This is a genomic window from Lysinibacillus sp. EB271-A1-10B (genome assembly GCF_058791335.1).
This window is the reverse complement of record NZ_JBYTDL010000005.1, coordinates 248,918-263,376: the sequence shown is the minus strand read 5'-3', so window position 1 is coordinate 263,376 and position 14,459 is coordinate 248,918. Positions and strand designations below refer to the sequence as shown.

The window sequence follows — 14,459 nt, the reverse complement described above, 5'->3', positions numbered from 1 at the left end:
AATCGGCATGCTAGGATATCCTACCATGCCGATTTTTTTATTTAATGGTAAATGCCCACGTAGATTCCTCATTTCATACGAAAAACATTTGCGGGCAATCAAAGCATGAGACCTAATTGGGAGTCACAACGAAACTGCATTGCAACGAAGTATGAGCAAGAAGTAGCGAAGGAGCACCCCTTTGCTCGGTCCTCCTTGCTATTGAGGAGTGGAAATTTAGAAAATACGAACTTATGAATAGCTCATTTCAATTATGGATTTTGGTTAAAGTATGCCATTTCCTCATCATATTCAGCAAAATCAAAGTAAATCATTGGGAATAGGAAACGATGGTTCGATTTGAGTTCACGTAAAATAACATGATCTCGACCAGCAGCTTCTACAACGCCTCGTACTACTTTCGTGTTTTTCCCTGGCTCAATCGCATGCTCGAAGGAAAAATGGAAAGTACCAGGTTTTCCACGATTCAAACGGAAAATATTTTCAATATACGATTGCTCCCGTCCAGGTTGGCGTGCTCCAGGAAGTACCTGTGGAGGCACTTGAGGCATTTGTTGTTGTTGCGTTGTCGGTGTCCAATAATAAGGCATCATAAGTTATCAACCTTCTTTCTTTTAGATTTGAGGACAATCTTCTTCGGTTGGCGAGAAGAAGCAATGAGCTTTGAATCTTCCCGTGTTCCACTGACCATACCATTGTGCTGGATAATCTCCCTCAGGTCTGAAAAACCATAGTAAACGAGTTGCTGGATGGAATCTTTCGCCTTGAATAACTCTCCTTGCTAATCGAAGGTCTTGATCACGTGCTCGCTGATAAAAGTAGCCTTTTAGTGTCGCTTCAAAGCCCCCAGGACGCTGATATACCATTTGTTCAATTGTACGAACATCCGTAAAATCTAAACAATCTGCTCGTACACGATTGACGCCCACATTGCCGACCATTAGCATACCTAAGTTCCCTTCACCCTCTGCCTCGGCACGCATAAGCCTTGCTAGCATGGCTGTTTGTGCATCATTCGTTTTGATAACAGCGATTTTCACTCCTCCTCGCAGACAGTATATGCATGATGGTATCGTAGACATGTTCAATTTCGATGAAAGAAATTCACAATTAAAAATGGCTTAGCATATATTAATAATGACGAGTCGTATGTAAAAGAAGCGAAAAAAATTTTTTGATTCATGACTATAACGTGGAGTTGAATCGCACAGGCCGTGTATGTTTATCCTTCATTTCTTTACTACGTTAGTTCCAGAAATCTGTGAAGCTAATTCCCAAGGAATCTCCCAGCTATTAAATGGCATGCTTTTCAACTTTGGCGTGGCGTTACGCTTATAAAAATGGGTAAATAGAGAATAGAAAATATAGCGGGAAACGTGAGATGGACATTGCATGTGTATTGAATACATGTGAGGTGATAGGGTATGGAGATTGGTGTGTGGGTAGGCATTTTGTTGAGTGCTGTGCTGGCATTTTTAGTGGGGAGTTTTTACGGACAGCCACTCCATTGGTATCTTTTTATACTAATAATCATAGTCGGATTTTTCATCAATACGATTATATTAATTTTGAAGGTTAAAGATGAAAGGTCTTGAAGCGCAGCACAGGCATACGAAAATAAGAAAGTGTCATCCATTACGATGACACTTTCTTATTTTTTTGATTGAGTAGATGGAATCTGATGTTTTGCAAGTATATTAAAAATAAACGGTGACATACTAAAGTTGGAAATGTTTTTTTGCTTTCATAAAGGAGTGTTATAATGCATACTTTTGGTACGTTTGTAGCAATTATCATAAGTGCATTCATCGCCGTTGGGATAGCAGAATACTATCAGCAACCGTATAATTGGTATTTAGTTTTCCTAATGATTCTAGCTGGTTTTTTTATTCATACAATTATTTTAATATTGGAATCAGAGAACAGCGAAGAAAGCGAATATTAAAAAATGCGAGTCCGATTGGTGGACTCGCATTTTTATATTTAATTAAACAGTTAAGAATTTCACAAGTTTTTCTTGATCAAGAAGGTTACCAACGAAGAATGCACCAAACTCACCGTAGCGAGCTGAAACTTCATCAAAACGCATTTCATATACTAATTTTTTAAACTGTAGTACGTCATCTGCGAATAGTGTAACGCCCCATTCATGATCGTCGAAGCCAACAGAACCAGTAATGATTTGTTTAACTTTACCAGCATAGCCACGACCAATCATACCGTGAGAACGCATTAGCGATTTGCGGTCATCCATTGAAAGCATATACCAGTTGTCATCGCCTTGACGACGTTTATCCATTGGATAGAAGCATACATGCTTAGCGCGTGGAAGTTCAGGATATAGACGAGCACGCACATGTGGATTTTGGTATGGATCTTCGTCTGAATCACCTGCTAAATAGTTAGAAAGCTCTACAACAGATACATATGAATATGTAGGAATTGTAAAATCAGCAATCGCTAATTTATTGAATTCAGCTTCAAGCTCTTGTAGTTCTTCCATTGTTTCACGTAAAGTCATAATCATAAAGTCAGCTTTTTGACCAACGATTGCGTAAAATGCATGGGCACCTGTTTTAGCGATATCAGCTTCGTTTAATTTTTCTAAATAGGCAATGAATTCTTCTACTGCTGCTTGGCGTTCTTCAGCAGAAACTAGTTTCCATGAAGCCCAATCGATTGAGCGGAAATCATGTAAAGCGTACCAACCATCTAAAGTAATAGCTGCTTCATTCATTATTAAAAACACTCCTTTATAAGTGAATATCATTCGAAATTTAGTTTATCATAGTTTGTACAAAATCCCTAAGTTCATGATTGCATTTCACGAATTTGACACCTTCCATAGATAATGTATTCTAAAGAGAAGAGATGTAAATAGAGGAGCTCCAATCATGAAAAGTATTTTACAACAGCCGATTTGGCGTTTTTACGATCAATCTATTAGCGCGAAGCAAAGATCGCCACTTGAATCCTTTGCAACAGACGATACTTTATGTCAGCTAGTAGGGCAATTAGCCTCTCCGCCAACTATTCGTACATGGGTACATGATGCATCTGTTGTGCTTGGTATTCAGGATCACCGTCTACCATATGTGCAGCAGGGCATGGACTTGCTTAAAGCACAAGGCTATCAACCTATTGTACGCAATTCAGGCGGATTAGCAGTTGTGCTGGATGAAGGTGTACTGAATATTTCTATTGTATTATCTGAACAAACGGAAGCGCTAAGTATTGATGATGGCTATGATGTAATGGTAGCTTTAGTAAAAAGCTTGTTCCCAGAAGTAGCAGATCAAATTGAAGCCTATGAAATTGTAGGCTCTTATTGTCCAGGTTCCTATGATTTAAGTATTAAAGGAAAGAAATTTGCTGGTATTTCTCAGAGACGTTTACGTCAAGGTGTGGCTGTGCAAATTTATTTATGTGTTGAAGGAAGCGGTTCAGATCGAGCTGCACTCATTCGTGACTTTTATGAGGAAAGTCTAAAAGGAGAGGAAACGAAATTTACGTATCCTAATATTGTCCCTGATGTGATGGCGTCATTATCTGAACTAATGGATGTATCATTAACGGTGGAAGCTGTTGTTATTCGTTTACAGCAACTTCTTAACAATATGGCAGAAGAAATTCGAGTTGAATCTTTTCATGATGAAGAAATAACGCTATATGCGTTTTATTTACAACGTATTTTTGAACGAAATACGAAAATGCTTAAACCGAATTGATGAAGTGAAAGACTCCAGAAGATGTCAGTGAGATATTATGCAAAGAAAAAAGCGATGCTGCTAATTAAGCGCATCGCCATTTTCTTGAGGATAAGGGCTACTTACAACAAGGTTTCCGTTTTTCTCCATCTTGAAGACAGGTGCAATTCGTTCATCCTCTTCATCTAGTGTAACTAGTCGTCTAGCACGGTTCATAATTTGAACAAATTGCTCATAATCTTTTCGAATAGCTCTATTTTCTTCTTCTAGCTGTGTAATGGTTTTCTCTAGTTTTTTATTTTTCTCAGATGTTACGTGTACTAGTTGTCTCCATTTTGTAGACTCATTACCTATTTCACCAGAGTGCTGTAAACGTAATAAATAGGCTATGACAATATCAAGATTTAATGCAGATAGAGGAATTGATTTACCTTCTGCAGCACTACTATTAACTGTAAACATACTAGAAGCACGGCGTCTTGCCGGAGCTCCCAACACTCGCATTCTTTCTTTTCTTTCTTTTTTTGCTTCTGATAATTGTTCCTCGTATTCTTTACGAACAACAGCATTCCAACGAAAACCACATGCAGCAGCAGTACGGTTCAAAGCATCTCCAGCTTCTTCAAAGGCATTTAACTGTGTACTACCTTCCGTCACATGGCGAATGACCGCCTCTGCTAACAATTCATCGTTTTCTTCTAACCAAGCATCTTGTCTAACTTTACTCATATTAAAATCCTCCCACCTTTATTTGGAACTTTTTATTTACAACTAGCATGACCAATCTTTTAACCTTTTATTCATCCATGTGGAAGGAATTATGCTTGAATACAAGGGGAATAATGCGATACAATACCCGATGTAGGTTTGTACGTATGCTACATACTTAAATATGTGAAAGTCATACGTTCAATAGAAACAGATTTTTGATTTGAATCAATTATGCCTCGGCATAATTGCGTCCGGAATCAGCTTTGTGCTAGCACAAAGAACTCCATTTTGATTCCGTGACATCCGCCGGAGGCTTTAACTTCTTTCAGCGGGATGTTTGGACACCCGTTGAAAAGTGATTTAAAACCGTATTCATCTCGCCACCTGTAGAGGTGGGAGACTTTCTGCTGAAAGAAGTTAAAAAAATAATATATAGAAAGGGTTGTTGACAAAATGGCAAACGAATTTAAAGTTTGCGATGAATGTCAGGCCGTTAACTTAAAAACGTTAATTCCAAAATTAAAGGAAATCGATCCTGATGCAACCATCGAAATTGGCTGTCATTCTTACTGTGGCCCAGGACGTAAAAAAACATTTACCTTTGTAAATAGCCGTCCTGTTGCTGCATTAACGGAAGAAGAACTAATGGAAAAGGTTTTAGCAAAGTTAAAAAAATAGGTAAAACAAAAAGCTATCTTCGCTAGTCTAGTTGGAGATAGTTTTTGTTTGGATTTTTATTGTTGATGGATAGAATCGATGAAGTGACGGAAGGAAGAGTTAGAGCGACGGAAAGAATCGCCGAAGTGACGGAAAGAAGAGTCAGAGAGACGGAAAGAACCGGCAAAGCGACGGAAAACCTTGATGAAACGACGGAAGGTTCATGTTCACCGTCGCCTCATCACGTGGAAATTAGGTCAATAGAAACCTAAAATAAGACGAGAATACAGTGAGTTAGGTTGATAGTCTCTATAATTAAAAGGCAATATGTATGCTAGTCCTGTATTTATCGCATATAATAGAACAAATAGGAAACGGGGGTGCTGTACAATTGACACATTATGCAAAAGCTAAATTACAAGAGGAAAAAGTATTCAAGGATCCAGTGCATCGTTATGTGCATGTACGGGATCAAGTGATTTGGGATCTAGTTGGTACGAAAGAGTTTCAGCGACTACGTCGAATTCGCCAGCTCGGTACAACATTTTTAGTATTCCACGGAGCAGAGCATAGTCGCTTTAGTCACTCACTTGGCGTTTACGAAATTGTACGCCGCATAGTAGATGATATATTTGCAGGTCGTCCGGAATGGGATGAGGATGAACGCCTGCTTGTGCTTTGTGCAGCCCTTTTACACGATTTAGGGCATGGGCCATTTTCACATGCCTTTGAAAATGTTTTTGAGCTTGATCATGAATTTTATACAAGACAAATTTTGCTCGGTGATACAGAAGTGAATGCCGTATTAAAAAAAGTATCGGCTGACTTCCCGGAGAAAGTATCACAGGTCATTGAAAAAACATATCCGAATAAGCAGGTCGTCAGTTTAATATCGAGTCAAATCGACGCTGATCGTATGGATTACCTACAGCGTGACGCTTATTTCACAGGCGTAAGCTACGGTCATTTTGATATGGAGCGTATATTAAGAGTAATGCGTCCAAGGAAAAATCAGGTCGTTATCAAGGCAACGGGTATGCATGCGGTAGAGGATTATATAATGAGCCGCTATCAAATGTACTTGCAAATTTATTTCCACCCAGTATCTCGCAGTGCGGAGGTTGTATTAAATAATATTTTAAAACGAGCTAAGCAACTAAGCTTAGCTGGCTATAAATTTAAGCACGAACCTACACACTTTTTAGCATTTTTCCGCAACTCCATTACGCTAGATGACTATCTTGCATTAGATGAGAGTATTCTTTTTACATATTTTCAACTTTGGATGCAAGAAGATGATGTTATATTAAGTGACTTAAGTCGCCGCTTTGTTAACCGAAAGCTATTTCAGTACATCGATTTAGATCCAGGTGTAGAGCTAGATAAATATCAAAAACTACAAGAACTCTTCAAGCAAGCTGATTTAAATCCAGAATATTATCTTGTCCACGATACGACAGCAGATTTACCGTATGACTTTTATCGACCAGGAGAAGAGGAAGTCCGTGTTCCTATTTTCTTAGAAATGAAAAATGGAGAGCTACGAGAGCTATCACGTGAATCTATTATTGTTGATTCTATTTCTGGTCGCATGAAACGAGATCATAAAGTATATTTCCCACTAGATTTTCTAGAGGACAATAGTACCCATCCTGCTGTGAAGAAACAAATATTAGCCTTGCTGCAAGGTGAGGGGAAAAATTAATAAAAAATTTTTATGTATAAAAATATGTATAAAAAAATAAATGGAATTAATAGTATTCCAACGTGTCTATAGTGAAAAACAGTGAAAGTACTCTAATTGAGTTATTTTCACTGTTTTTTTGTCGTTGTATAAAGATGAAAAAAGTGGAAACTATATAGAAATTTTTAGAATTTTATAAATAAAAAGTCCAGGATTGTTTAGAATTTGTTTAGTATAATCGTTTATAATGAGTCGAAAACCCTAAAATCGGTTGTGCCTATTATTAAGGGTATCACAAAAGTACTATGGATATATTCTAATTGTACATCGCACATACATAAGTCATCGTAAGTGCCTATTCGTGAGTACTTATTCGAGTGTATTCATATAAACGACCATTGAATAGAAGGAAAGAGGGACCAACCTATTGTTTGCGGCATGCTTTTCGAGACGAAAGGATGCAACGTCGTCAGCAAACACCAATAGGTAACTCTCTGAACTTAGAAAAGGAGAGAAACATGCGAAAATTTAAAAAACTAAACATAGCAATAATCTTAATGCTACTCGTATTCCAAACAGTCCTTTCACCGATTTCGGTGTTTGCGATTGACGGAGCACAAACTTTAGCACATTCAGTTGAATCTGGAGATGTGGGTAGTAGTGATAACACGAGAGTAGGTGAATCGCCTGAAACCTCAACTGAACCTGAAAAAGGTGATGGTTCTATTACTGGTACCACGGGAGTAATTGAACTGCCTGAAACCTCAACTGAATCTGAAAAAGGTGATGGTCCTATTACTGGTTCCGAGGGCGTAGTTGAACTACCTGAAACCTCAACTGGATCTGAAAAAGGTGATGATCCTGTTACTGGTTCTACGGGTGTAGGTAAACTCCCTGAAACACAAACTGAACCTGAAAAAGGCGATGTTAGTGGTGAAGGAGAAAATCCAAAAGAAGATAAGGATGATGAAACTACACCCCCATCGTATGATCAAATTATGTCTGTTGATGTAATTAAAAATGTTGAGTTTACTGTGGATGGAAAAAAGGTAAGTCCAAATGAAAGTATTAATGTTTCTAACGGACAATCTGCAGAGTTTAAATTTCATTTAGAACTAGAAGCGGGACATAACTATGGTCCGGGTACAACATTAACGTACACTTTACCGGATATTTTTGAAAATATCACTTTCCCGAAAGGAACAGCTTACGGTGAGGTAGGTACAATTTCAAAAAGTGGAAATGACATTGTAATTACATTCAACGAAGCTTTACGAGATGATGTAGGAACGGGTGTAGCCCTTGAGCCAGGTGCGTACTTTAGCGTACAAGCGAACTTTGCAAGCGGTAATACGGAATGGGAAGAAACAATTAGTTTACCCGGCACTGAAAACATTAAGTTGAATTTCCAACCTAAAACGAGCGGTAAACCGGTGTCCAAATCAGGTGTAGCAGATAATGGTGGGAAAAATAGTAAGTTTATTGACTGGACAGTAGATGTTAATACAGATTTACGAGTTAATGAAGCATCAGGCACTTCAGATTTTGTTGATACACTAGAAGGGGCGCATACATTTAAGCAAGATTCTGTAAAAATTACAAAGTTAAATGTATCACCAAATGGCGCGATAACAGTCTCTAATGACCCTGTCATTGTGACTCCAATCTTCGATAACAATAAAATGACAATTGCATTGCCGAATGAAAAGCATACTGCTTACCGCATTACGTATCAAACAGAAGTTGGTGACCCAGGTAACGTTAATAATGCTATCTTTGAAAATGAGGCAACTTATAATGGGAAATCTACTACTGTATCAGTAAACGTGAGCTTTGGTGATCCATTAGCAAAAACGCATACAGGTCCTACTGCTAGTGATTTAAGAACATATTGGACAATTAAGTATAACTTCAATAACCGCAATATTTCACAGGAAAACGCAGTACTAACGGACATCTGGACTGATACTCAAGAATTAGTAGGAGAGGTACAAGTGTTTGAGGCAGATGGTAATACTCCTGCCGCTATTTCTTATAAAGTGGATAAAGATGGAAATAGTTTTAAATTAAAATTTAATGCTCCTGTAACAAAACCGTATGTTATCAAATATGTAACAAAGCCAAAAGATGGTGTGTATCCAACTGAGAGTTTTACGGTAAAAAATGAAGTATCACGCCCAGATATGTCAAAACCGGTAGAAGATTATTCTAATTATAATAAAATAAATCTATTACTAAATAAATCTGCAAATGGTATTGACTATCAAAATAAAACAATGTCATGGAAGATTGTGGCGAACCAAGCTGGTTATAATTTAGCTGCTGGAACTGTGTTTACTGATGATTTTACAGATCGAAACCTTACTTTAAAAGTTGATACTTTGGAAGTGAAAATAGGTAATAAGCCTTTAGTTAGTGGTAAAGATTATACGCTAACAAATAAAGATAAAGCTGGTTTTGAAATTACTTTAAACGATGAAATAAATGAGCCTATCGTAATTACGTATGATACTGAATACGATATTCGACATGCTGGATCAAATACAATTGAATATCATAATAAAGTAACAATGACAAATGATAATTTGCCGAAATCTCCTTCTGCTTCAGCAGAACAAGAGATTCGGACTGAACAAAAAACAAATGGTAAAAAAGAAGGTCATTATAATTACGAAACAAAAACCTTCTACTGGGATGTTGAATTTAACTTTAACTACAATTCTTTAAAAAATGCTGTATTTGAGGATAAATTACCAGATACACAAAAAGTTCAAAATATTGTAGTGCAAAAAGGTGAACTAAATGCAAGTGGTGTTTTCACAGGAACAGAAACAATAGAGATTCCAAACACTTCAGGTAAACCGAACGAAATTAAGCTTGAGCTAGGGGATATTAATAGTCCTTATAAAGTGACATATGAATCAGTAGATGAAGATGGCATATTCCCACATGGGAACCCAGTACGTATTACGAATACAGCTACATTAACAAGCGATGAAGGTGAGAATGCTTCGTGGTCAAAAACAGTTGATGTAAATCATACAGATAAAATTTTAAACAAAATGGGTCATCAAGCTGATCGTGGTTCTGCAGTAGCTAAGTGGAATTTTGAGTTTAACTACGCACAATCAAAATTAGACAATGTAGTCATTACCGACACAGTGGGTAAAGATGAAGATGGTAACCCAGAACAAATGATTTTAGAAGATACATTTAGAATTTATAAAGTTGCATTGTCTGGAACAACTCCAAGTAATCCAGCTGAAAAAAAGACACTTTTAGATCCAAGTGAGTATACATTAAATGTAGATATGAAAAACGGTACGTTCACTCTTAATTTAGGTGATGTAACTGCAGCATACTATATAGAATACGAAACAGTATTTACAGGAGAATCAGGCTCTGATGCTGAAAATGAAGTAGAAGTAAGCTATCAAGGTGGCAGTCAAACAAGTGGAAAAGATAGCTGGTCAATTGCTGATTTTAATTACGGTAACCAAGCATCAACAGTTAAAGTACCATTTGTCATTTTAAAAACGAATGCTGCAACAGGCGAAGTAATGCAAGATGTTGAGTTTACTTTATACAGCCAATACACAGGAAATAAACCATTAGTTAGCGCAAAAACAGATGAAAACGGTGTATTAGACTTCGGATTAAAATTAGCTGAGGGTAAATATACATTAAAAGAAACAAAAGTTGATGGTTTTGAAAATCCGGATGTAATCTTTACATTAAATCGAGATGAAAAAGCAACATCAGGTCCTTTTGAGGGTAAACAAATTGTTGAAATCGCCAACATACCAGAAAGTCCATTGAAATGTTCACTGTTTGAATTAACAGTATACGATATTGACGGTAAATTAGTGGATGGAACAGTAACATTAGTAAGTAAAGCGACGGGATTATCAGAAAATCATACTGTTAAAAACGGTAAAGTTACTTTTACTCCAGACCAAGTTAAAGCAGGTCAGTACGATGTTATTTATAATGGTGAGACGTTAAAAACGATTACTGTAGAGTACAGTGAAAACTGTAACGCGAGTATTCAACCAGCACCTAAGTGCGAAAACTTCACAATCGTAGTTAAAGATACAGACGGCAACATCCGTACAAATATTAAAGAGTTAACATTAAAATCAGGTACTACAGAAGTAAAGGCATCAACTGATGCATCAGGTAAGTTTATTTTTGAATCAAACAAAACTAATGTTGATAATGGCGTGAAGCCAGGTGAATATACTGTATACGAAGGTAACCAATTCTTGGGGACAGTAACTTTAACGTATACAAAAGACTGTGGGCATGAATTTATTGTTGAACAGGCACCAAAATGCGAAGAGTTTAAATTAACTGTAAAAGATGTTGATGGTAATAATATTACTGACGGTACTTCAACAATCATTGTTAAAGATGCTGACGGTAACGAAATTATTAGCACAAAAACTACGACAGGTGTTATTGAATTAACTGATTTAGAACCAGGTATTTATACAGTTGAAGTAAATGGTGAAAAAATTGGTACTTTCGAAACGAATATCGAATGTGAAAAAACAGTTCAACCAGCACCAAAATGTGAGCTATTCACATTAACAGTGAAGGATGAAAATGGCAATCCGCGTCCTAATGTTAGCAATATCACAATCAAAGATAAAGCAACAGGAGCAATTATTGCTACTAATCAAACGACAAATGAATTAGGTCAAATTACGATTCAATCTAAAGACATTCCTTCAGGTGAATATAGTGTATATCAAGGCGATCTATTCATTGGTCAAATAACAGTTAAATATTCAGTTAAATGTGAAGCAGAAGTATCAGCAGCACCTGCTTGTCCTTCATTTACATTAACAGTACTAACTGAACTTGGAACGCCTAATGTGAATGCAAAGATAACAATAAAAGATGCTAAAGGTAATATCGTTAAAGATGCAGACGGTAATGAAGTTCTCACAACTAGTATTGCAGGAACGGTTCTATTGCCAAATGAAGCTATTAAACAAGGTACGTACAATGTATATGATGGTACTAGTTTAATTGGCTCATTTACTGTAAAAGATACATGCGCTGCAACAGTAAAACCTAAATCAACAAGTGGCGGAGGCGGTGGTGGCTGGACACCTAACCCAGATCCAGGGAAACCAGTTGATCCAGATCCAGAAAAACCAGTTGACCCAAAACCGGATCCGGAAAAACCAGTTGATCCAGAGAAACCGACTCCAGAACCAGAAAAGCCGGTTGATCCAGAAAAACCAACAAAACCAAAACCAGATCCAGAGAAGCCAGTTAATCCAACAAATCCAGGTGGTTCAGGTAACGAAACAGATCCAAAAGATCCAACAAACCCAACAAAACCTGAAAAACCAACTGTAGAAGAAGTTATTGATCAAGGAAAAGAATTAAAGCCATACAATCCTTCTACAGCGGATAAAGATACATTAGATGAATATAATGGTTTCCTCGATAAATACAACAAGTTATCTAAAGAGGAACAGGCAGAAGTAGATAAATATCTGGATATTGATAAAATCAAAGCAGATGCAAAAGAAATGGAAGCGCAGTTAAACGCGCAAGGCAAGCTGCCACAAACAAATGGAGCAAACCAAACAGCTCTTACGCTAATTGGTGTAGCGCTTGTTCTAGGTGCATTATTCTTATTGCGCCGTCGCAATACAGAAGTGAAATAATTTTCAATAAGAAAACCCCAGGATCGTAAAAATCTTGGGGTTTTTCTTATGCTAGAAGGTTTCTGATAGTTTTGCAGGTGCTTTGTCGAATGGATATTGCTCGACAAATTCTGCTTGTACGGCAAGTCGTTTCGTACCCTCATCAGCACATGTAACGAGGGTTAGAAGCGTTTTATCAGGGATATCATCAATAACATAAACATCTGTTGCAGCGATGATTTCCTTAGTTGTGATCTTATACTCATAAATATTCGTTAAATCCGTTAAATATATCGTATCTCCTATGCTAGCTTTATATAAGGGGCCAAATAAAATATCTTTTTCTTCAAAATAATGACCTGCTAATGCGTAGTTTCCTTGTCCAAGTTTTTGAGTAGGCTTCATCGTGCCTGCTCCAACGGCAAGAGCGGCGTTACCAACTCCTTTGACGATAGGTAGTTTCATATCCACACTAGGGACTGCGATACTACCGATGACAGGCATTTTGCTGGCGGTTGTCTGCGCTTTTAAAACTTCCGCTATGGAAAGGGATTGCACGGCTTCAAATTCAAAATCGGCATCTGCATTTTTGTTTTTGGCCATCTCCTCAGCGCTGTAATCAGTTGTATTTAATTGTTTACTCAAATGGGCAATAGTTGCATGTTGAATGGGGTTAATAAAAATAAGTAAGAGGCCAACGATAAGCATACAAATGAGTAGTGGCAGTTTAAATTTATTCATGTCATAAAACACATCCTAGTATTGAAATTACGAGTTGCCGGTAGTGGTCCTATTCCGTATATAGAACCGAAAAACGCCTGTAACAAGCTTCTAAACGAAGGCTACCATACGTTAAAAATGGGTAGAGCTTTATATGCTCTACCCGTTCTAATCTTTATTTATCGCTGAAGCGTACGCCTGCAACACCGTAATGGTTTTTAGACATTTCTTCGATGAAGACTGTTACATTTTCTGGTGGCGCATTCACTGTACGAGAAACGGCTTCTGTTACTTCCTTTACGAGTGCACGTTTTTGTTCTTCAGTACGACCTTCAAGCATTTTCACTGTTACGTATGGCATAATATTGCCTCCTTTATTGAATAATGTTGTATAGTTAGTTTATAAGAAAGTATTATATAAACTTCTTACTTATATGTAGGCATTTGCGCTATGCTATTAGCGTTCATTACGACGCTAATACGCATAACAATGCTTTAATTTTATAATAGCAGAATGGAGGTAGTTAAAGTATGGCAAATGAAGAAAAACCAAAACAAAAAATGGGCTTTACTATTATTAAAAATGATCCAACAGACGGACATAAGGGATTTGGTATCGGTTCGCTTTCGCTTGAAAACGTATCGCCAGTCATTATCGATATAGAAGAGGGGACGGCATCAGTTGAAATCGGTGCTATGCATGCTCGCAGTGATGTGGAACGAGGTATTAAATTTACGACAGATCGCGCTGATTCAGAAGGTGGAAAAGCGTATTGGCTAGTATGGGTGACAATCGATCATAAAGCGGATGGACCTTACTATGCGGGTGTAACTGCGTGTGAAATGGTAGTTAATCGTGAAAAACGTCGTGGCTACAAAATTTTAGCTGATCATGTGAATAGAATGGATAAATCTATGAAGCGTCACATTATGGTAGAGCATATGGATGCGCCGTCTAAAAAGGTGTTAGCTTCTTTCTTAGCCGAGCTCAACCCTGACTTATGGGCACGCAGTGAGGAGCAATTGCGTCAAGGTTTATTTGTTTAATAGACCTACAATGATTGAACAATCTGTGACATTTCATAATCGCTTTCATATAAGGTTGAAAGTGAGTTTGAAACCAAGTAAACTTGATAAAGAACTTACATTTTAGTAAGCTAGGACACTTGGTTCTGCGAATGTGATGAGCGCTATGCGGCATTTGAACAACCCAAACCCAAACCCAAGCCAAATGCCCCATGATTCTCATCTACTTCGCGAACCATAAAAAGAAAAGCTTTCTGTTCCCACGGACACAGCTCCGGGGAAGAGAAA

At 37.5% G+C, this 14,459-nt stretch carries 13 protein-coding genes; 7 read left to right on the top strand and 6 right to left on the bottom strand.

Annotated elements, in window-relative coordinates; all coding sequences use genetic code 11:
- Positions 1–251 precede the first annotated feature (251 nt).
- The gene (gene gerQ, locus AC3WSK_RS10060; protein WP_079559342.1) at positions 252–593 is read right to left on the bottom strand and encodes a spore coat protein GerQ; all 342 of its coding nucleotides are present in this window, start codon (positions 591–593) and stop codon (positions 252–254) included.
- A 21-nt stretch (positions 594–614) separates the two neighbouring features.
- A complete protein-coding gene (locus AC3WSK_RS10055; protein ID WP_492411972.1) occupies positions 615–998 on the bottom strand; it encodes a cell wall hydrolase in 384 nt (127 codons plus the stop codon).
- Positions 999–1,762: 764 nt separating this feature from the next.
- Here AC3WSK_RS10055 and AC3WSK_RS10050 point away from each other — a divergent pair.
- Positions 1,763–1,945, top strand: coding sequence for a hypothetical protein (locus tag AC3WSK_RS10050; RefSeq protein ID WP_079559343.1), 183 nt, complete (start codon positions 1,763–1,765; stop codon positions 1,943–1,945).
- Positions 1,946–1,987: 42 nt separating this feature from the next.
- Here AC3WSK_RS10050 and hemQ read toward each other — a convergent pair whose 3' ends face one another.
- On the bottom strand, positions 1,988–2,737 hold the full coding sequence (gene hemQ, locus AC3WSK_RS10045) for a hydrogen peroxide-dependent heme synthase (RefSeq protein WP_079559344.1): 750 nt from the start codon (positions 2,735–2,737) through the stop codon (positions 1,988–1,990).
- A gap of 157 nt (positions 2,738–2,894) precedes the next feature.
- Here hemQ and lipL point away from each other — a divergent pair, with 157 nt between their 5' ends.
- Positions 2,895–3,728, top strand: a complete 834-nt coding sequence (gene lipL, locus AC3WSK_RS10040; RefSeq protein WP_079559345.1) for an octanoyl-[GcvH]:protein N-octanoyltransferase — start codon at positions 2,895–2,897, stop codon at positions 3,726–3,728.
- A gap of 60 nt (positions 3,729–3,788) precedes the next feature.
- Here the strand turns inward: lipL and AC3WSK_RS10035 are convergent, their stop codons facing one another.
- Complete coding sequence (locus AC3WSK_RS10035) at positions 3,789–4,436, bottom strand: RsfA family transcriptional regulator (RefSeq protein ID WP_079559346.1); 648 nt, start codon at positions 4,434–4,436, stop codon at positions 3,789–3,791.
- Between the two features lie 435 nt (positions 4,437–4,871).
- Between AC3WSK_RS10035 and AC3WSK_RS10030 the strand changes: the two genes are divergently transcribed.
- The 4 genes from AC3WSK_RS10030 (at position 4,872) to AC3WSK_RS10015 (ending at position 12,446) form a co-directional block, all read left to right on the top strand.
- Entirely contained in the window at positions 4,872–5,096 is a 225-nt protein-coding gene (locus tag AC3WSK_RS10030) for a YuzB family protein (protein ID WP_049667962.1), read from the top strand.
- A gap of 44 nt (positions 5,097–5,140) precedes the next feature.
- The gene (locus AC3WSK_RS10025; RefSeq protein ID WP_492535027.1) at positions 5,141–5,347 is read left to right on the top strand and encodes a hypothetical protein; all 207 of its coding nucleotides are present in this window, start codon (positions 5,141–5,143) and stop codon (positions 5,345–5,347) included.
- A 59-nt stretch (positions 5,348–5,406) separates the two neighbouring features.
- A complete protein-coding gene (locus AC3WSK_RS10020; RefSeq protein WP_427481615.1) occupies positions 5,407–6,780 on the top strand; it encodes an HD domain-containing protein in 1,374 nt (457 codons plus the stop codon).
- 497 nt (positions 6,781–7,277) lie between these two features.
- On the top strand, positions 7,278–12,446 hold the full coding sequence (locus AC3WSK_RS10015) for a collagen binding domain-containing protein (protein WP_492411945.1): 5,169 nt from the start codon (positions 7,278–7,280) through the stop codon (positions 12,444–12,446).
- Positions 12,447–12,497: 51 nt separating this feature from the next.
- Here the strand turns inward: AC3WSK_RS10015 and AC3WSK_RS10010 are convergent, their stop codons facing one another.
- Positions 12,498–13,166 carry a class A sortase gene (locus AC3WSK_RS10010; protein WP_492411943.1) on the bottom strand — a complete coding sequence of 223 codons (669 nt, stop codon included), beginning with the start codon at positions 13,164–13,166 and terminating at the stop codon, positions 12,498–12,500.
- A 154-nt stretch (positions 13,167–13,320) separates the two neighbouring features.
- On the bottom strand, positions 13,321–13,506 hold the full coding sequence (thmT, locus tag AC3WSK_RS10005; protein ID WP_053484500.1) for a 2-hydroxymuconate tautomerase: 186 nt from the start codon (positions 13,504–13,506) through the stop codon (positions 13,321–13,323).
- A gap of 170 nt (positions 13,507–13,676) precedes the next feature.
- On the opposite strand from thmT, the gene AC3WSK_RS10000 reads away from it, so the two are divergent.
- Positions 13,677–14,192: a YwhD family protein gene (locus AC3WSK_RS10000; protein WP_079559350.1), complete on the top strand. Its 516-nt coding sequence runs from the start codon at positions 13,677–13,679 to the stop codon at positions 14,190–14,192.
- The last annotated feature ends 267 nt before the right edge of the window (positions 14,193–14,459 follow it).

Bases quoted from the DNA above. Each gene is read 5' to 3' on its own strand.
- gerQ (WP_079559342.1), bottom strand. From the start codon at position 593: ATGATGCCTTATTATTGGACACCGACAACGCAACAACAACAAATGCCT.
- AC3WSK_RS10055 (WP_492411972.1), bottom strand. From the start codon at position 998: ATGCTAGCAAGGCTTATGCGTGCCGAGGCAGAGGGTGAAGGGAACTTA.
- AC3WSK_RS10050 (WP_079559343.1), top strand. From the start codon at position 1,763: ATGCATACTTTTGGTACGTTTGTAGCAATTATCATAAGTGCATTCATC.
- hemQ (WP_079559344.1), bottom strand. From the start codon at position 2,737: ATGAATGAAGCAGCTATTACTTTAGATGGTTGGTACGCTTTACATGAT.
- lipL (WP_079559345.1), top strand. From the start codon at position 2,895: ATGAAAAGTATTTTACAACAGCCGATTTGGCGTTTTTACGATCAATCT.
- AC3WSK_RS10035 (WP_079559346.1), bottom strand. From the start codon at position 4,436: ATGAGTAAAGTTAGACAAGATGCTTGGTTAGAAGAAAACGATGAATTG.
- AC3WSK_RS10030 (WP_049667962.1), top strand. From the start codon at position 4,872: ATGGCAAACGAATTTAAAGTTTGCGATGAATGTCAGGCCGTTAACTTA.
- AC3WSK_RS10020 (WP_427481615.1), top strand. From the start codon at position 5,407: ATGCTAGTCCTGTATTTATCGCATATAATAGAACAAATAGGAAACGGG.
- AC3WSK_RS10015 (WP_492411945.1), top strand. From the start codon at position 7,278: ATGCGAAAATTTAAAAAACTAAACATAGCAATAATCTTAATGCTACTC.
- AC3WSK_RS10010 (WP_492411943.1), bottom strand. From the start codon at position 13,166: ATGAATAAATTTAAACTGCCACTACTCATTTGTATGCTTATCGTTGGC.
- thmT (WP_053484500.1), bottom strand. From the start codon at position 13,506: ATGCCATACGTAACAGTGAAAATGCTTGAAGGTCGTACTGAAGAACAA.
- AC3WSK_RS10000 (WP_079559350.1), top strand. From the start codon at position 13,677: ATGGCAAATGAAGAAAAACCAAAACAAAAAATGGGCTTTACTATTATT.